12 protein-coding genes are annotated in these 16,815 nt (G+C 68.1%); 8 read left to right on the top strand and 4 right to left on the bottom strand.

What is annotated here, in order from left to right; genetic code table 11:
* The first annotated feature begins 106 nt into the window (after positions 1-106).
* The 6 genes from QHF85_RS20095 to QHF85_RS20070 all read left to right on the top strand — a co-directional run bounded on the left by QHF85_RS20095 (position 107) and on the right by QHF85_RS20070 (position 10,790).
* Positions 107-2,284, top strand: a complete 2,178-nt coding sequence (locus QHF85_RS20095) for a DUF4139 domain-containing protein (RefSeq protein ID WP_281328853.1) — start codon at positions 107-109, stop codon at positions 2,282-2,284.
* Between the two features lie 56 nt (positions 2,285-2,340).
* On the top strand, positions 2,341-2,976 hold the full coding sequence (locus tag QHF85_RS20090) for a sigma-70 family RNA polymerase sigma factor (RefSeq protein WP_281328852.1): 636 nt from the start codon (positions 2,341-2,343) through the stop codon (positions 2,974-2,976).
* 125 nt (positions 2,977-3,101) lie between these two features.
* Positions 3,102-6,287 carry a phospholipase D-like domain-containing protein gene (locus QHF85_RS20085; protein ID WP_281328851.1) on the top strand — a complete coding sequence of 1,062 codons (3,186 nt, stop codon included), beginning with the start codon at positions 3,102-3,104 and terminating at the stop codon, positions 6,285-6,287.
* A 256-nt stretch (positions 6,288-6,543) separates the two neighbouring features.
* Entirely contained in the window at positions 6,544-7,533 is a 990-nt protein-coding gene (locus QHF85_RS20080) for an STAS domain-containing protein (RefSeq protein ID WP_281328850.1), read from the top strand.
* Positions 7,533-10,286: a beta-propeller fold lactonase family protein gene (locus QHF85_RS20075; protein WP_281328849.1), complete on the top strand. Its 2,754-nt coding sequence runs from the start codon at positions 7,533-7,535 to the stop codon at positions 10,284-10,286. The genes QHF85_RS20080 and QHF85_RS20075 overlap by 1 nt, the downstream gene beginning before the upstream one ends.
* A 111-nt stretch (positions 10,287-10,397) precedes the next feature.
* Complete coding sequence (locus QHF85_RS20070) at positions 10,398-10,790, top strand: nuclear transport factor 2 family protein (protein WP_281328848.1); 393 nt, start codon at positions 10,398-10,400, stop codon at positions 10,788-10,790.
* Between the two features lie 8 nt (positions 10,791-10,798).
* On the opposite strand, the gene QHF85_RS20065 is transcribed toward QHF85_RS20070, so the two are convergent.
* From QHF85_RS20065 to QHF85_RS20055, 3 genes are all read right to left on the bottom strand, one after another.
* Positions 10,799-10,930 carry a hypothetical protein gene (locus tag QHF85_RS20065; protein ID WP_281328847.1) on the bottom strand — a complete coding sequence of 44 codons (132 nt, stop codon included), beginning with the start codon at positions 10,928-10,930 and terminating at the stop codon, positions 10,799-10,801.
* 524 nt (positions 10,931-11,454) lie between these two features.
* Entirely contained in the window at positions 11,455-12,198 is a 744-nt protein-coding gene (locus QHF85_RS20060) for a LytTR family DNA-binding domain-containing protein (RefSeq protein WP_281328846.1), read from the bottom strand.
* Positions 12,195-13,238, bottom strand: coding sequence for a histidine kinase (locus tag QHF85_RS20055; RefSeq protein WP_281328845.1), 1,044 nt, complete (start codon positions 13,236-13,238; stop codon positions 12,195-12,197). Before QHF85_RS20055 ends, QHF85_RS20060 begins: the two co-directional genes overlap by 4 nt.
* Positions 13,239-13,392: 154 nt before the next feature.
* Between QHF85_RS20055 and QHF85_RS20050 the strand changes: the two genes are divergently transcribed.
* Both QHF85_RS20050 and QHF85_RS20045 read left to right on the top strand, forming a co-directional pair.
* Positions 13,393-14,823, top strand: a complete 1,431-nt coding sequence (locus QHF85_RS20050) for a radical SAM protein (protein ID WP_281328844.1) — start codon at positions 13,393-13,395, stop codon at positions 14,821-14,823.
* Positions 14,820-15,422, top strand: a complete 603-nt coding sequence (locus tag QHF85_RS20045) for a M23 family metallopeptidase (protein WP_281328843.1) — start codon at positions 14,820-14,822, stop codon at positions 15,420-15,422. Before QHF85_RS20050 ends, QHF85_RS20045 begins: the two co-directional genes overlap by 4 nt.
* Positions 15,423-15,436: 14 nt before the next feature.
* Here QHF85_RS20045 and QHF85_RS20040 read toward each other — a convergent pair whose 3' ends face one another.
* Positions 15,437-16,783 (bottom strand): sigma 54-interacting transcriptional regulator, encoded by a 1,347-nt coding sequence (locus QHF85_RS20040; RefSeq protein ID WP_281328842.1) that lies wholly within the window; start codon positions 16,781-16,783, stop codon positions 15,437-15,439.
* Positions 16,784-16,815: the final 32 nt, after the last annotated feature.

Below are 16,815 nucleotides of genomic sequence, written 5' to 3'. Positions count from 1 at the left end.
CCACGTCTCCGGGGGGCGCGGCGAACAAGTGCCGTGATCGCGCGGGAAAACGGCGTGGCACGATCGGTGCTGAGGGCCTCGCATCCGACTCGAACGAGGTGTCCCGATGCGCAAGGTTCTCGTCCCCCTCTCGCTCTTTTGCCTTCTCGGCTGTAGCAACGCCACGAGCTTCGTCCGGAGCGACACGACGCTCGGGCGTGTCGTCGTGTATCGGAATGGCGTGGCGTATTTCGAGCGGTACGCCGAGATCGACGGGGATTCGCTGCGCCTGAGCGTGCCCGACGACAAGGTCGACGATTTCTTGAAATCGCTCACCGTGATCGACGCGACGACGGGCAAACCCGCGCCGATCGCGTATCCGACCGTGGGCTCGGGCTATGACGGGCAGGGGGGAAACCTCGTCAACATGGAGATCCAGCTCCAGGGCCCGAAGCCGCACAAGCTGCGGCTCTCCTACGTGACCGAGGCGCCGTCGTGGAAGCCGAGTTATCGCATCTCCATGGGCAAGGACGGGAAGACGAAGGTCGACGCCTGGGCCGTCGTCGACAATACCTCGGGGGAGGACTGGAACCAGGTCAAGCTCGGGGTCGGGTCGAGCTCGGCGCTCTCGTTCCGCTTCGATCTGCGCACGATCCGCGTGGTCGAGCGAGAAACGTTGCAATCGGACGGCCTCTTTGCGCAGGCGCCGCCGATGGGCGGGGCGACGCATGGGGGGCAGCCGGGGCAGCCCGGGAAGCGCATTCTCGCGAACCTCGACGACACGAAGCTCGCGACGGTCGCGGGGAGTACGAGCCCCGAGAACGGCCTCGTCGTCGATGGGGCGAGCACAGGCGCAGTCGCGATCAGCTCGGACTTCACGAGGCGCGTCCCGCTCAACGCTCCTCGCGCCACCCGCTCTTTCGAATCCCTCGCCGCTGTCGCGCCCGGGGCGGAGATGCAGATCAGTGCGACCCCGGAGTCGTCCCCGCCGCCTCCGCCGCCTCCGCCTCCGCCTCCTCCGCCGAAGACGATGGAGCAGATCCAGATCGAGCAGCTCGTGGCCAAGTATCGGAGCAACCGCAAGCAGATCGTCGTGGAAGGGTATGCCGACGCGAAGGACACCGACCAACAGGCCGCCTCGCTCCAGCGGGCAAACCGCGCGCGTGAGCAGCTCATCCGCGCCGGGCTGCCGGCCGCGCAGATCGCGGCGGTGGGCAATGGGCTGCAGGTGGGGCGCAAGGGCGGCGTGAGCATCGTGGAGTCGGTCGACACCGAAGCGCAAATGAAGAAAACGGCGAGCCTCTCGCCGGCCGAGGAGGCGAGCGCCGAGCCGATCGGCACGGCGCATTTCGAGTCGACGATCCCCATGACCGTGCCTCGCACGACGAGCGCGATGGTCTCCATTTTGAGCGAGGAGACCGACGGCGGCTTCGTGTACTTCTACGATCCGGAGAGCACGCGCGGCAATACGACGTTCCCGTTCAAGGCGGTGCGCCTGAAAAACCCGACCGATTCCGTGCTGGAGAGCGGGCCCGTGACGGTGTTCGGTGACGGGCGGTTCATCGGCGAGGGCATGAGCGATCCGATCCCGGCGCGCTCGTTCGCGTTCATTCCTTTCGCGCTCGACCGGCAGATCGTGGTGGAGCGCAAGGACGACGAGGCCGACGAGATCACGCGGATCCTGTCGGTGCAGCGGGGCGTGTTCTCGACGGAGGTGAAGCACACGCGGCGAAAAACGCTCGTCTTGACGAACCGGTCGCAGGACGACGCGACCGTGTACGTGCGGCACACGGTGGCGAAGGGGTATTCGCTGGCGAAGGCGCCGCCGTCGCGGGAGCGGATGGGCGATGCGTATCTGTTCCGCGTGGAGATCGGGCCGGGCAAGAAGGTGGACGTCGACATCGACGAGGAGACGCCGGTCTTCCGGACGACCGATTTGCGCAACGAGGTGGGGATGGAGATGGTGCGGGTGTATTTGTCGGGCCCGTCGGCGAGCGGGAAGCTGAAGGAGAGCGTGGGCGCGCTCCTCGATCTGCACAAGGAAATGGCGAACCTGGAGCAGCGGATCACCACGACCCGCGAGCAGCTCGCCGAGTATCGGCAGCGATTGGACGAGCTGCACGCGCAGATCGTGACGCTCAAGGTGGTGAAGAGCGGGGGGCCCTTGATGCAGAACCTGGAGAAGAAAATGCAGGAGGTGAGCGACCGGATCTCGAAGGCGACGATCGATCTGGTGGCGCAGCAGGAGAAGCTGATGCTCGCGAGGATAAGGTTCCAGGACGGGGTGGCGGAGCTGTCGCTTTAGCGGACGCGAGATTCGCTCGCGAGCCGAGGCGCATTCCGCTAGAGTGGGCGGGAGCGATGGCCGAAGAGCACGAGGAGCTGGAGCGCGAGATTCGACGCCACCTCGCCGAGGGGCACCCCGAGAGGGCGGCGACGCTCGCGATCCGCGGCTTCGGCGCGGAGATCTTCGGTTTCCTCGTCACGTTCCACCACGACGAGGAGGAGGCGGCGGAGGTCTTCGCCGCCTTCAGCGAGCGGCTGTGGCGCGATCTGCGCGCCTTCCGCGGGGACAGCTCCTTCCGCACCTGGGCCTATGTCCTCGCGCGGCACGCCTCGCTCAATCACCGGCGCGACGCGCGGCGCCGCGAGAAGAGGCAACGGCCGCTGCCCGATGGCTCGGATCTCTCGGCGATCGCCGACCAGATCCGCAGCGAGACGGCCTCGTACCTGCGCACCGAGCGGCAAACGCGCTTCGCGGCCTTGCGCGCGTCGTTGCCCCCCGAGGATCAGATGCTCCTCGTGCTCCGCGTCGATCGGGGGCTCGCGTGGAATGATCTCGCCCGCGTGCTTCACGAGGGCGACGCGCCGCTCGGCGAGGCCGAGCTCTCGCGCGAGGCCGCGCGCCTGCGCAAGCGATTCCAGCTCCTCAAGGCGCGGCTCCTGGAGATGGGCAAACGCGCGGGGATCGTGGGCATGGGCCCGGACGGAACCTGAGGCCGGGCGCGCCGCGGTATTTTTTTCAGGGCGAGGTTCACATCGACGAACTGCGGTGCCTGCCTCCGCGAGCGGAGCCGCGGCCCCCGCGCCTCTCGGCTTTGCTCGTCGAGGAGACGTTTGCGATGAAAACTTCGTGGAAGGCCTGGAAAGCGGCTTGCGCCCTGCTCGTCCTCCCGGCGGCGACGACGATCGCCCCGAACGATGCGTATGCGTGGGAAGATACGCTGGATCCGCCCCCCACCGGGGATGATGTCATACCGCTGCCGTGGCCGATTCCGTGGCCCACGTGCAACTATTCGTACGTCGGCGACAAAGTCATCAGCGCGCTCGTGGACGAGCATCCGGGATACTGGGGCGCCTCGTGCAACAACTCGATGGACAAGTTGCTGCAGTTCCCCTCCGCCCAGTGGTGGGGGAACAACGTCCTGCCGGCAGGCCATTCCGACGATCTCCTCAACGAGATCTACAGCGTCATCACGGGCGCGACCCAGTACGTCGACGTGACGAGCCTTTCGTTCGAGGACGAGACGTTTTTGATGGTGATCCGCGAGGCCGTCGAGGAGCTGAACCAAAAAGCGCCCATCCCGCAGGGAGATCCCACGACGCCGCGGCTGCACGTGCGGTTCGTCACGGGGCACGGCGGACTTTCGCCGCAGCAGATCGTCGACAACGTGACGGCGCGTATCAAGAATGACCTCCGGATCCGCGTCTCCGCGGGCCGATTGCCGGGCATGCTCCCGGGCACCGTATCGTTCCCGCACAATCATTCGAAGATCATCGCCGCGGATGGGCGCACGGTCATCGCGGGCGGGATCAACCTCTGGGGGTTCCATTATGTCGATGCCCTGGCGCCCGTGCACGACGTCTCCGTGCGGCTCAGCGGCACGGCCGCGACGCACGCGCAGGAGTACGTGAACGAGCTCGTGGCCATGGAGTGCGCGGCGTACGAGTCGAACGGCGTGTGGCCCTACGACTGGGTCAGCCTCCCCAAGGTCCCCGTGGGCATGCTCGGCATTCTCACGAACGTCGGCGCTTGCTTCGACAAGTTCACGCCCCCGTTCAAGGTGGGCGGCGGCGATGTCCCGGTCATCGCGGTCGGCACCTCCGGGGCGCACCTCGGCGCCTTCGCCGATTCGCTGGCCGGTGACCGGGCGCTGTATGCGCTCATCGACGCGGCGCAGACGTCGCTCGAGATCAGCCAGCAGGACTTTTTTGCGTCTCCGTCCTGCGCTTGCCGCTCCTACTCCGACCAGCTCTGGGAGAAGCTGCGCGCCGCGATTCGGCGCGGGGTCCAGGTCAAGATCGTCCTCGACGCGGGCATTTACCAGAACGGCTGGACGGTCGACTGGACGGCCAAGCAGCTCGAATGGTTTTTCCTCGAAGACGAGATCCCCCCGGAGGAGATCGCGCAGGCCGGGTACGATTCCCAGGAGCAGCTTTATTGCGACAGGGTGCACGTGGCCCCGTTCAAGCACGCTTTCGCTCCGACGTGGGCGAGCGGCACGCCGTACACGAACCACTCCAAGTTCGTCATGGTCGACGATCAGGCGTTCTACGTCGGCTCGCAGAACCTCTATCCCGGCGGGCTCATGGATGGCTACTGCGGCGGGGCCGTCTCCGAGTTCGGCTTCGTCATCGACGACGCCACGCAAGCGAAAGACGTCAAAACGAGCTACTGGGATCCCACCTGGCATTACTCGGAGAGCGCCGAGGTCGCCTGTTGCGGAAACGGGGTCTGCGAGGCCGGCGAGGACGCCGTGGGTTGCGCCGTCGATTGCGCGGACGGCCTCTGCTCGCCGTCCGAATGCAACGACGTCGGCGGAGGCTGCTACTGCGACCCAGGCTGCGTCGAGTTCGGCGATTGCTGCCCCAATGCCTGCGAGGCCTGCGGGGCGTGCGGAGACGGGGGCGGGGGCGGTTCGGGTGGGGGCGGGGGCGGCACGCCAAACCCCGAGCCACCCACGACGGGGTCGAGCAGCTCGGGAGATCCGCACCTCGTGACGTTCGATGGGCTCCTGTACGACCTCCAGGCCGTCGGAGAGTTCGTCCTCGCGAGCGCATCGGATCGCATCGTTCAGATTCGCCAGGAGCCGCTCGGGAGCTCCACGTCGATTGCCTTGAACACCGCCGTCGCGGCGCTCGTCGGATCGGAGCGCGTAAGCATTTACGCGCGGCCCACGACGCGCCTCGTCGTCGAGGGCAACGACGTGCCCCTCACGAGCTACGGGGTCGTCTCGGTCGGCTCCGGGAAGGTCGAATGGCATGACAACCAGTTCTTGCTGCGCTTTGGCGGCGGCGAGAAGATGATGGTCCGCGTGCACCCGGGGGACCATGTCGACGTCGAGCTCCGGCTCCCCGACGGGTACCAAGGGCTCGTCACCGGGCTGCTCGGCAATTTCGATGGTTCGATCTCGAACGAGTTCAAGCTGCGCGACGGCACGCCGCTCGAGCAGCCGCTCTCGCACGAGGCGCTGCACGACACGTTCGCCGATAGCTTCCGCATCTCGCAGGAAGAGTCGCTTTTCGATTATGCGCCCGGGGAGAGCACGGCGACGTTCACGAACCTCGCGTTCCCGTCGCAGCCGGTGAGCGCGCATTCGCTTCCTCCCGCGGCGTACGCCGCTGCCGAGGCGACGTGCGTGCAGGCAGGCGTCGTGGACCCGGCGCTGCTCAATGCGTGCATTCTCGACGTGGCCTCGACGAACGACGCCTCGTATGCGACCGTGTTCGTCGGCGCCACGCCGCCCGTCGCGGCGATGGGGACCTACTTCAACGATTTCGAGGGCGCGCTGGGGCCCGAGTGGAGCGTCGTCTCGGGCGCTCTGCCGAGCGCCCTCGTGTCGGAGACGCCCGGCGGGAGCCGCCCGAAGACGAAGTTTTTGGGGCAATTCGACAATCACACGGTGAAGCTCACGCTCTCGCACCTGCCGCCGCACGAGCAGATCACGCTGGAGCTCGACGTCTTCGTCATCCAGACGTGGGACGGCAACGGCGGGCCGGATGGCTGGGGCCTCAAGATGGACGGCGGCTTTCTCCTGGGGACGACGTTCTCGAACGTGGCCTCTCCGCAGGCCTATCCGGACAACTGGTCCAATCCGCCGGCCTCGCATCCGAGCCACACGGGCGCATTCGAGGTGAACTCGCTCGGCTACGTCTGGGGGGGGCAACCGTTCGACTCCGTGTATCACCTGAAATACGAACGACCGCACACGGCCAGCGACGTCGCATTCGAATTCGGCGCGATGAACCTCCAGGGCGTCGGTGACGAGGGCTGGGGCCTCGATAACGTGTCCGTGAGCTTTCAATAGCCCCACGCCGAGCTCCACGGAAAGCAAGCTCGTTCACGAGCCACAATCCACCTCCAACGGGAATTTCGTGGAGACTGAACGCGGGGTGAATGCGTCAATCGTCTGTCACCTCGCGTTCCCCACGCCGTCCGTCAGACCGGCTCTCGCGGATCTCCTTCCTCGCCAGCATTGATTTCGGATAGTGTACGTTGCCGAAGTCTGGCCGTTTGCAGTGCCACCGATGCGTGCCGGCGCGGCCACGGAAGGAGGACGAGAGTTGAACGACGAGCCGACCTACGAAGCCTTGCGATCCGAGAACGCGGCCCTGCGCGCGCGGGTGACCGAGCTCGAGCGTGTGCTCGCCGAGCGCGAGTCGCTGGACGACACCCTCACCGAGCACGAGCGCCGCGTCCCCTATCGCAAGGTCTTCGAGGCGATCCCCGTGGCCCTGGGCGTCTACCGGCGGGATGGCCTGTCGGTCGCAATGAACCGCCATACGCTTGACGTCATCGGGGGGGTGCGGGAGGAGATCATCGGGAAGTTCAACATCCTGACCGATCCGGCATCGATATCGATGGGGTTCGTCGCCAATTTCGAGCGGGCGGCCGACGAGCACACGAAGATCACGATGCCGCCCACTTCCTACGATACCTCGGGCTCCACCCTGGCGACCGTCGATGATCGCGTGGTGTGGACCGAGACGACCTACATTCCCCTCCAGGGCGACGACGGCTCCGAATATGTGATCGAATGCAACATCGACGTCACCGCGCAGCAGCGGGCGCAGCGGGCCATCGAGCAGAGTCAGCGCGCCGAGGCCGAAAACGGCCGTCTCCAGGAGGAGATCATTCGCATGCAGGAGGAGACCCTGCGCGCCCTGTCGACGCCGCTCATCCCCATCGCCGAGAGCGTGGTTGTCATGCCGCTCATCGGCACTGTGAATGGTACGCGCGCGCAGCAGGTCATCGAAACATTGCTCGAAGGGGTGATGGCGCATCGGGCGGAGGTCGCCATCCTCGACGTGACCGGCGTCCCGGTGGTGGATGCGGAGGTCGCCAATGGGCTGATTCAGGCCGCGCAGGCCGTGGCGCTCCTCGGGGCGGAGGTTGTGCTCACGGGTATCCGGCCGGAGATCGCGCGCACGCTCGTCGAGCTCGGGACCGATTTGCGCGGCCTCGTCACCCGTAGCACGCTGCAGAGTGGGGTCGAACATGCACTCCGACGCAGCGCCGGAGCTCGCCTTTCGACGCCCCCAAGGAAAAGGTGATGACTGGACTTGGATTGCTGCGCAAAGCCCTCGCGGTCACCGGGCTTGCCGTCCCCCTCGCTGCCTCCACGCTCGCCCACGCAGCCTCGTCGTACACACTTTTTGAAAGCGGTCAAGTGCGTCCCCTCGCGCTCTCGACCGATGGCAAACACCTCTTCGCCGTCAATACCCCGGATGGTCGCCTGGAGATCTTCCGCGTCAAGAAGAACGGCCTTTCGCACGTCGGCTCGGTGCCCGTGGGGCTCGAGCCCGTCGCCGTCGCGGCGAGGGGCGACGACGAGGTGTGGGTGGTCAATCATCTGTCGGACAGCGTCAGCGTCGTCGATGTGAGTGATCCGGCGCGCGGGCGGGTGGTGCGCACGCTGCTCGTGGGGGACGAGCCGCGCGATATCGTCTTCGGCGGGCCGGGCCGCCGGCGCGCGTTCATCACGACGGCCCACCGCGGCCAGAATCGCCCGGGCGATGCGCAGCTCACCACGCCCGGCATCGGCCGCGCCGACGTCTGGGTCTTCGACGCCAATGCGCTGGGCGCGCCCCTGGGCGGGACGCCGCTCAGCATCGTGACCCTCTTCAGCGACACGCCGCGCGCGCTCGCCGTCTCCCCCGACGGCGCCAAGGTGTATGCGGCCGCGTTCCACTCCGGCAACCGCACCACGGTCGTCAGCGACCTTTTGGTGCCCGACGGCGGTGAATCGGCCGGCGGCGTGCCCGCGCCCAATACGAACTTCGAGGGCCTCCCGCAGCCCGAGACCAGCCTCATCGTCAAGCACAATGGCGTCAATTGGGTCGATCACATCGGCCGCACGTGGGACGACGAGGTGCGCTTTTCGCTGCCCGACGAGGACGTCTTCGTCATCGACGCCCTCGCCAATCCGCCGGCGCAAGTGGCGGGTTCGTCGGGGGTGTACACCGGCGTCGGGACGATTCTTTACAACATGATCGTCAACCCGGTGAACGGGAAGGTCTACGTCACGAACACCGACGCGCAGAACGACCAGCGGTTCGAGGGCCCGGGGATCTACGCGGGCGAGACGCTGCGGGGACATTTGCACGAGAGCCGTATCACGGTGCTCGGGCCGGGCGGGGTGGCCCCGCGGCACCTGAACAAGCACATCGATTACGCGACCTGCTGCGCGCCCCTGCCCAATACGGAGAACGAGCGGAGCCTCGCGCTCCCGCAGGGCATGGCCATCACCAGCAATGGCGCGACGCTTTATGTGGCCGCCCTGGGGTCCAGCAAGATCGGCATTTTCAATACCGCGGCCCTGGAGAACGACACGTTCACGCCCTCGGCGGCGGACCATGTCCCCGTCTCCGGCGGGGGCCCCACGGGGCTCGTGCTCGATCAGGCGCGCGGCCGCCTCTATGCGCTCACCACGTTCGACAACGCGATCTCCGTCGTCGACACCGCCGCGCGCGCCGAGGTGGCCCACGTGCCGATGCATAACCCCGAGCCGCCCAGCATCACGCATGGCCGGAGGTTCCTCTACGACGCGAAGCTCTCCTCCAGCCACGGGGACTCGTCCTGCGCGAGCTGCCACGTGTTCGGCGATTTCGACAGCCTGGCGTGGGACCTCGGCAATCCGGACGGGGTCACCGTCACGAACCCGGGGCCCTTCCTCGTCGAGGACCCGGGCAATCCCAACTATCGTCCGCTGAAGGGACCGATGACCACCCAGAGCCTGCGCGGCATGGCAAACCACGGCCCGATGCACTGGCGCGGCGACCGCACCGGCGGCAACGACGCTCCCTCCGTCCAGCCGGACAGCGGGATCTTCGACGAGGTCGCGGCTTTCAAGACATTCAACCCCGCCTTCGTGGATCTGCTCGGGCGCCACACCGAGCTCTCCGAGGCGGACATGGACGCATTCACCGATTTCGTCCTGCGCATCAGCTATCCGCCGAATCCGAACCGCAACCTCGACAACTCCCTCACCCCGGACCAGCAAGCGGGGAAGGCGTTCTTCACCGGCCCGCTGTCGGACGTCACGCATAGCTGCGAGGGATGCCATACCCTCGATCCCTCCGGCAACCCGGAGAGCGAAGCGCCGGGGTTCTTCGGCACGATGGGCCTGAGCACCTTCGAGGGGACGCCGCAGACGATGAAGGTGCCCCATTTCCGCAACCTCTACCAGAAGGTCGGGATGTTCGGCATGGCCGAGGCGCCGGGGATCGAGCCGGGCAACAATGGCTTCATGGGGGATCAGGTGCGCGGCTTCGGCTTTCTGCACGACGGCATGATCGACACCATCGACCGGTTCATGCATTTCGGCTTCGGCGAGAGCGAATTCAACCCCGAGGGGTTCCCGGTCGGCCCGAGCGGCGCGCTCTTGCGCCGACAGGTCGAGTCGTTCCTGCTCGCGTTCGACTCCAACATGGCGCCGATCGTCGGGCAGCAGGCGACGTTGACCCAGGCGAGCAACGCGGCCGTCCACGCCCGCATCAATTTGCTGCGCAGCCGCGCCGACGCCGGGGAATGTGATCTCGTCGTGAAGGGACGCCTGCTCGGCAGCGAGCTCGGTTATCTGTACGCCGGCGGCGGCCTCTTCACGAGCAATCGCGCGGGCTCTGCCCCGATGGCGGACGCCACGCTCCGCCTCTTGGCCATCCTGCTCGATGTGCCGCTGACCTATACCTGCACGCCGCCCGGCTCGGGCGAGCGCCTCGGGCTCGACCGCGACGAGGACGGGTTCCGCGACGGCGACGAACAGGATGCGGGGAGCGATCCGGCGGATCCTGGCAGCACGCCCTGACGGACCTCACCCATCCCAACCCTCCCTCTTCATGCCGTGGAGAGGGAGGGAGTTTCAATTCATGCCGCGCGCAAGCGATCGATGCGGTAGGCTTCCCTGGAGGCACGAACCATGACGAACACCATTCTCCGGGAACAGGCAGAAAAAGAACTCCTCGCGCTCATGCATCAGTGGGCGGCGGCCGTGGGGGCCAAGGACACCGGCTATTTCGAGCGGCACGTGGACGAAAGCTGGCAGTACATCGATTCCACCGGCGCTCGGCGTGGCAAATCGGATTACTGGGAGCTCATTCAGGGCGTGACGTCGTATACCGAGGAGTTCCGGCAGTTCGACGTGCGCATCGTCGCCGAGCGCGTCGCCTTGCTCATGGGGGTCTACCTCGGGCGGGTGGAGCTGCGAGGCGGGGAGCATCTGGAAAAACTCCTCGCATTCAGCGCCGTCTGGGAGCTGCGCGACGGGGTCTGGAGGGCGCTCATGCACCACACGACGGACGCCCCGGGCTGACAGGGGGATCAGCGCGGCACGAGCCAGGCGTCGAACGGCTCGTAGTACGAGCCGCCGGGGACCTGGTTGTCGGCGCGATAAAGATCGAAATCCACGGGGAGCGCCGCGTGGTCGGGGCTCGAGAAACCGCGGATCTCCACGCCGGCGTCGAGCGGGATCGCGCCGTATCCTGTACCGCCGAAGGGACGGCGGATCCCCAGGCCGGGCGCGCGGGATCGCCTCCGGCCGCGGGCTCGCCGCACCCGGCGTTCGCCACGGCGAGCCCTGCAATCAGCGTGGCGCGCAGGCGGCTCCTTTCGGTCGAATGCAAGAGGCCTCTCCACGCGGCCGACATTCCAGGCATGCTGGACCTCGCTCCCCCGAATCGCACGGCGATACCCCCGTCAGGAACGAGGGGAAACCCCCGCTCCCCGAGGCTTCGCCGTCCCGTTGGTAAACGCCCCGGTGGTCGCCGAATAAGAATCACAATGGGAATCTGCTCGAGACAATCAAGCAATCCCCGATTTCTTGATACCTAACACGCTGCCCGCCGGGGAGTCAACCGCCATTCGTCAAAGAATCGACGGTAAATGGCTCGGGCTTTCGCAGTAAAACTTCAATTGGCCGGAAATTGGCTCCCACCTTTGCCCTCATGGGGGATTGGCGGGACGAAGATGAATCTCATTCACCCCTTGTCCTCGCTCCCGCGGGCGATCCCGAGCGCGCGGCGGAGCTCCCTCGCCGCCTGGCGCGAGACCTCGACGGTGTGGCCGTTTTTCGTGCGCGCGAGGTAGCCGCCCGAGGGCGTGGGTTCGAGCAGGCTCACGTGTTCGAGGTTCAAGAGCGCGCGGCGGTGGACACGGACGAACGTGCCCGCGGGCAGGCGCTCCTCCAGCGCGGCCAGCGAGAGATCGGTGAGCACGCGCCGCCCGCTCGCGACGATCGTGACGAGCGCGCCGTCGACCTCGGCGAACGAGATGTCGGCGGGATCGAGGAGCAGCACGCCCTCGCGGGTCTCGATCGCGAGGCGCCGTGCGGCGGGGCGAGGGGCATCTGCCTTCGCAGCGCCGAGGACGCGTCGCGCGCGATCGATCGCGATCTGCAGGCGCCCGGCCTCCACGGGTTTGAGCAGGTAATCGACCGCGGCCACCTCGAACGCGGACACGGCGTACGCGGCGTGCGCGGTGCAGAAAATCACGTAGGGCCGCGGCTCGGGCAACAAGCGAATCGCCTCGATTCCGGTGAGGCCGGGCATCTCGATGTCGAGCAGGATCACGTCGACGCTGCTCTGCCCGAGGGCCGCGCGCACGGCGTCGCCCCGATCGCACTCGCCCACGACCACCACGCCCTCGATCGCGCCGAGCAGCCGAAAAAGGCGCGCCCGCGCGAGCTTCTCGTCGTCGACGACGAGCACCCGCAGCGCATTCACGAGGTCACCTCCGGCAGCTCGAGCTCGACCCGCGTGCGGTCGCCTTCGCCGCGTATCGAGAGGCGCGCGCGTTCGTCATAGGCCAGCGCGAGGCGGCGTTGCACCGTGGGCAACCCGTCGCTGCCCGCCCTCGGGCCCGCGTACGCGCCTGGATTCGAGAGCGTGATCCGGAGCGCGCCCGAGGCCCGTCGGATCACGAGGCGCACCTCGCCCTCGTGTCCGGCGCCGGGACCGTGCTTCATCGCGTTCTCCGCGAGCAAGAGAAGCACGAGGGGCGGCACCGGCAGAGGCGCGGCGTCCGGATCGATCTCCATGACGACCGTGAACCGCCCTGGATCGCGCAGCCGAAAGAGCTCGAAGAGCGTTCGCACGAGCGCGAGCTCCTGCTCGAGGGGCCACCATTCGGCGCGCACGCCGGCGAGGATCGCCCGCAGCATCGACGCGAGGCGCAGCACGGCCTCCTCGGCGACCGCGCCGTCGACGCGGCACCACTCGGCGATCGCGTTGAGCGTGTTGAAGAGGAAATGGGGATCGAGGTGCGCGCGGAGCGCGAGGAGCTGCGCGCGTTCGGCCTCGCGCGCGAGCTTCTCGGCGCGCTCCCGCTGGGCGACGAGCCGCAGCTCGAGATCGATGTCCCGTCCGAGCCCCCAGCCGCCGACCCAGTAGAGCGCGAGCGAGCTGACGAGGTTGCCCGGGACGGTGAGGAAGCTCGGCGCGAGCCGCAGCCAGCGCGGGATCACGCCCCCGATGCCGAAGACCACGATCGCGCCGAGCGCCGCATAAGCGAGGACGCGCAGCAACGTGGGGCGATCGGCGGCGATCGCGCGCCAGGAGACCGGCGCGAGCAGCGTGAACGAGGCGCAGAGCGCGACGCCGACGGCGACCGTGGCCGAGCCGCCCGACCGCGCCTGCGCGACGAGGAGCGTGACGCTCACGACGAGGATCGGAACGAGGCGGCGCGGCGCGGCGAGGGCGCGAAGCGTGGCGATTGCGAGGGGCTCGTCGAGCGGCTCCGGTTTCCCGGCTGCATGCGCCGTCATCGGAGAACGTGATAGCCGATCCCAGGGCAGGGCGGAACGTGAGACCGCTCGAGGTATCGAAGCGCCCGCTCGCGCCCGAGGACCGACCGCTCACGCATGTCCGGGCGGCGAACCCGGCGGCCCGCGTTCATCGTCCTGCTGGAGGTGAGCCACGATGAAGGTGAGGATCGTCGTCGATTACGTGCCCCGCTACCGCCGCGGTCATCAATGGCATTTCGTCCCGCCGGTCACGGGAATCCACCTCGCGGCGATCACCCCCTCCGAGCACGAGGTGGAGGTCATTCACGAGCAGGTGCGTCCCGTCCCCGTCGATGCCACGCCGGACGTCGTCGCCCTCTCTTTCTTTTCGGGATTCGCCCGCCGCGCGTATCAGCTCGCCGATCGTTACCGCGCGCTCGGCGTGCGCGTCGTCGCGGGCGGGCCGCACGTCTCGTACTGGACCGAGGAGGCCCTTTCCCACGTCGACGTGGTGGTCACGGGGGAGGCGGAGTCGGTGTGGCCCGAGGTGCTGCGTGATCTCGAGCGGGGAACGGCGCGCCGCGTGTACCGCGGGGAGCCGGCGAACCTCGCCGGATTGCCGACGCCCCGGTACGATTTGCTCGAAGACCGCTTCCTCGTCCCGCGCGTCCTCCAGGCGACGCGGGGTTGCCCTTTCACGTGCAGTTTTTGCACCGTGCCCGACCTGAACCCGGGCTTCCGCGTGCGCCCGATTGACGAGGTCGTGCGCGACATCGCGACGACGCGTTTTCCTCGCTTCTGGCAGGACAAGATCGCCTGGTTCTGGGACGATAACCTCCTCGTCCAGCGCCGCTGGGCCAAGGACCTGCTGCGCGCGATGATCGGCCTCGATCGGTGGTGGCTGACGCAGGCGTCGATCGACATCGTCAAGGATCGGGAGCTGCTCGACCTCATGGAGCGGTCCGGGTGCATCGGCATCTTCCTCGGCATCGAGAGCCTCGACGAGGCGGATCTGCGCAGCGTCGACAAACGCCAGAACCGGGTGCGCGAGTACCGCGACGCGATCGATCGCCTGCACGATCGGGGGATCTGCGTGATGGCCGGCTTCATTTCGGGGTTCGACGATCAAACGCCGGAGACGATCGCCGCCACCGCGGATCGCCTCAATGCCGTGGGCGTGGACGTGCCGTTCCTGAGCGTGCTGACGCCCTTCCGCGGCACGCCTCTTTATGATGAGCACCTGCGCGACGGCCGGATCCTCACGGAGCGCGATTGGCCCCATTACAGCGGTTATGGGGTGGCCTTCCGGCCCGCCAAGATGACGCCCGACGAGCTGCTCGCGGCGCACCGGCGGCTCTGGAACCGCGCGTTCTCGCCGGCGCTGGTGCGGGATCGGCTCGCGCGCGGAGCCCGGCAATTGAGCCGCGGCGGGATGATGTTGTCGGCCGCGATGAACGGGTTTTACGGGCTGAAGCAGCTCACGGGCAACGAGCCGGCGTCGGCGCCGATCGAGGGAGAGGGGCGGATCGTGCACCCGGATCCGGGGGAGGCGCCGTTGCGGCTGTCGCAAATCGGGGTGCGGCGCGCCGAAAAGAAGCAGGCCGCGAGCGCGCCCGTCGTTCGATGAAAGAAATGCCGCCGCCCGCGCCCCAGAGCGCGACGACCGCGCCGAAGAGGCGCTTCCGGCCACGCAGGGTCGCGCTCGCGGTCTTCGTGTTCGGCCAGCTTTTGCTCTGGTGCGCCTATGCATTCGGGAGCGGTGTTCTTCACCCGCCGGTCGACGGCGTGCCGCTCGCTCGCATTCCGCCGTCCTTCGGCGCGCCGCGCGACGGCGGCCGCTCCCGACATCAGGGCATCGACATCCTCGCGCCACGTGGCACGCCGGTGCGCAGCGCCGCGTGGGGGATCGTGGTGTCGATCGAGAAGCAGCCGCGCGGCGGCAAGGTGGTATTCGTGCTGGGTCACGGGGCGCTGCTTTTCTTTTATGCGCACCTCAATGACTACGCCCCGGGCCTTCACGTCGGGCAAATCGTCTCGAAAGGAACGCTCCTCGGCTACGTGGGTGACAGCGGGAACGCGAAAGGTGTCACGCATCTGCATTTCGAGACGCGCCCCGCCGCGATTCTCTTCGCCCCCATCGATCCTCTGCGCTTGATGGAGCCGCGGCGCGCGCGACCGGCAGAGCGCATCCTCACCGCGCTCGCGACGGTCGGAGAGCCATGGTGACGAGCGCGCGAACGTCAGCCCGAGCGGAGCGCCCGCACGTCGAGCCCCTGCCGCTCGATGAACCGCCGCACCCGGCCACGGGTGACGCCGAGGCGGGCTGCCGCGCGCGCGACGTTGCCCTGCTCCGCGCGGAGCGCCGCCTCGATGGCGTCGGGCTCGGGCGCCGGCGTATCGAGCCGCGCGTCGGCTTCCGGCGCGTCGACGGGCACGAGCGCGCGCCCGGCTTCCTCGTCCAGATCCTCCGCGAGGAGGCTCGCGCGGCGAGCGGCCGTCGCCGAGAGCGCCGCGATCTTCACCTCGGCCAGGAGCTCGCGCACGTTGCCGGGCCACGGCCGGAGCATGCAGGCCTCGACAAACCCAGCACCCGCCGTCACCTTCGCCGCGTCCTCGCCGACGGACGCGAGCGCACGCTCGATGAGCCACGGGATCTCCTCGCTGCGCTCGCGCAGCGGCGGGAGGCGCACCTCGGGCCGGCCGATGCGGAAGTACAGATCCCCACGGAAGCGCCCCTCCGTCACCTCGACCCGCAGATCCTTGTGCGTCGCCGCGCACACGCGCACATCGACCTCGATCGGGTGGACGGCGCCGAGCGGCGTGACCCGCTTCGTCTCGAGGACGCGCAGCAGCTTGGCCTGCACGCCCGGATCGAGCTCGGCGACCTCGTCGAGGAACAACGTCCCGCCGTCGGCCGCTTGGACGAGGCCCACCGTGTCCGTCACGGCGCCGGTGTACGCGCCGCGGCGGGCGCCGAAGAGGATGCGCTCGGCGAGCTCCTTCTGGATCGTGGCGCAGTTGACCGCGACGAAGGGACGGCTCGGGCCTGGGGCCGAGGCCGCGTGGAAGGCCTCCGCGCAGAGCTCCTTGCCCGCGCCGCTCTCGCCGAGGACGAGGAGGTTCGCGCCGCTCCGCGCGATCAGCGCCACGCGCTCCCGCAGCATTTGCAGCGAAGAACCCATCACCGCTCTGGCGTCGACCACGAGCGGGCGCGACTCGTAGGGCCGGCGATCGCCGACGGGGAGCATCACGGTGTGGCCGATCCGCACCACGCACTCGCTCAGGTTGCGCGCGCTCTGCACCTGCCGCCCCCCGACGAACGTCCCGTTTCGGCTGCCGAGATCACGGACGATCCAGCGCTCGCCGTCGAGCTCGATGCGCACGTGGCGCCGCGACACACGCCCGTCCGGGATCGCCGCTGCCGCGAGCTCGTCGCGACCGAGCTCCATCGCGCGTTCGCCCTTGGGGAACGGGAGCACGAGATGCTGAGGCTGCCCGCCGGCGTGCACGACCACGAGCCCCGGGTGGGTCCCTACGGCTGTGCCCGCGGAAAACCCCAGCGCGTCGTCGAGCGTCTCCGTCTTCAACGTGGCCATTATAGGCACGGGTGCAGGCCAGC

It is taken from the genome of Polyangium sp. 6x1 (genome assembly GCF_029946515.1).
Lineage (GTDB): Bacteria > Myxococcota_A > Polyangia > Polyangiales > Polyangiaceae > Polyangium.
Note: the sequence above shows the minus strand (reverse complement) of the source record. Positions and strands in the feature narration are given on the sequence as shown.

Bases quoted from the DNA above. Each gene is read 5' to 3' on its own strand.
- QHF85_RS20075 (WP_281328849.1), top strand. From the start codon at position 7,533: ATGACTGGACTTGGATTGCTGCGCAAAGCCCTCGCGGTCACCGGGCTT.
- QHF85_RS20050 (WP_281328844.1), top strand. From the start codon at position 13,393: ATGAAGGTGAGGATCGTCGTCGATTACGTGCCCCGCTACCGCCGCGGT.
- QHF85_RS20070 (WP_281328848.1), top strand. From the start codon at position 10,398: ATGACGAACACCATTCTCCGGGAACAGGCAGAAAAAGAACTCCTCGCG.
- QHF85_RS20085 (WP_281328851.1), top strand. From the start codon at position 3,102: ATGAAAACTTCGTGGAAGGCCTGGAAAGCGGCTTGCGCCCTGCTCGTC.
- QHF85_RS20090 (WP_281328852.1), top strand. From the start codon at position 2,341: ATGGCCGAAGAGCACGAGGAGCTGGAGCGCGAGATTCGACGCCACCTC.
- QHF85_RS20095 (WP_281328853.1), top strand. From the start codon at position 107: ATGCGCAAGGTTCTCGTCCCCCTCTCGCTCTTTTGCCTTCTCGGCTGT.
- QHF85_RS20055 (WP_281328845.1), bottom strand. From the start codon at position 13,238: ATGACGGCGCATGCAGCCGGGAAACCGGAGCCGCTCGACGAGCCCCTC.
- QHF85_RS20045 (WP_281328843.1), top strand. From the start codon at position 14,820: ATGAAAGAAATGCCGCCGCCCGCGCCCCAGAGCGCGACGACCGCGCCG.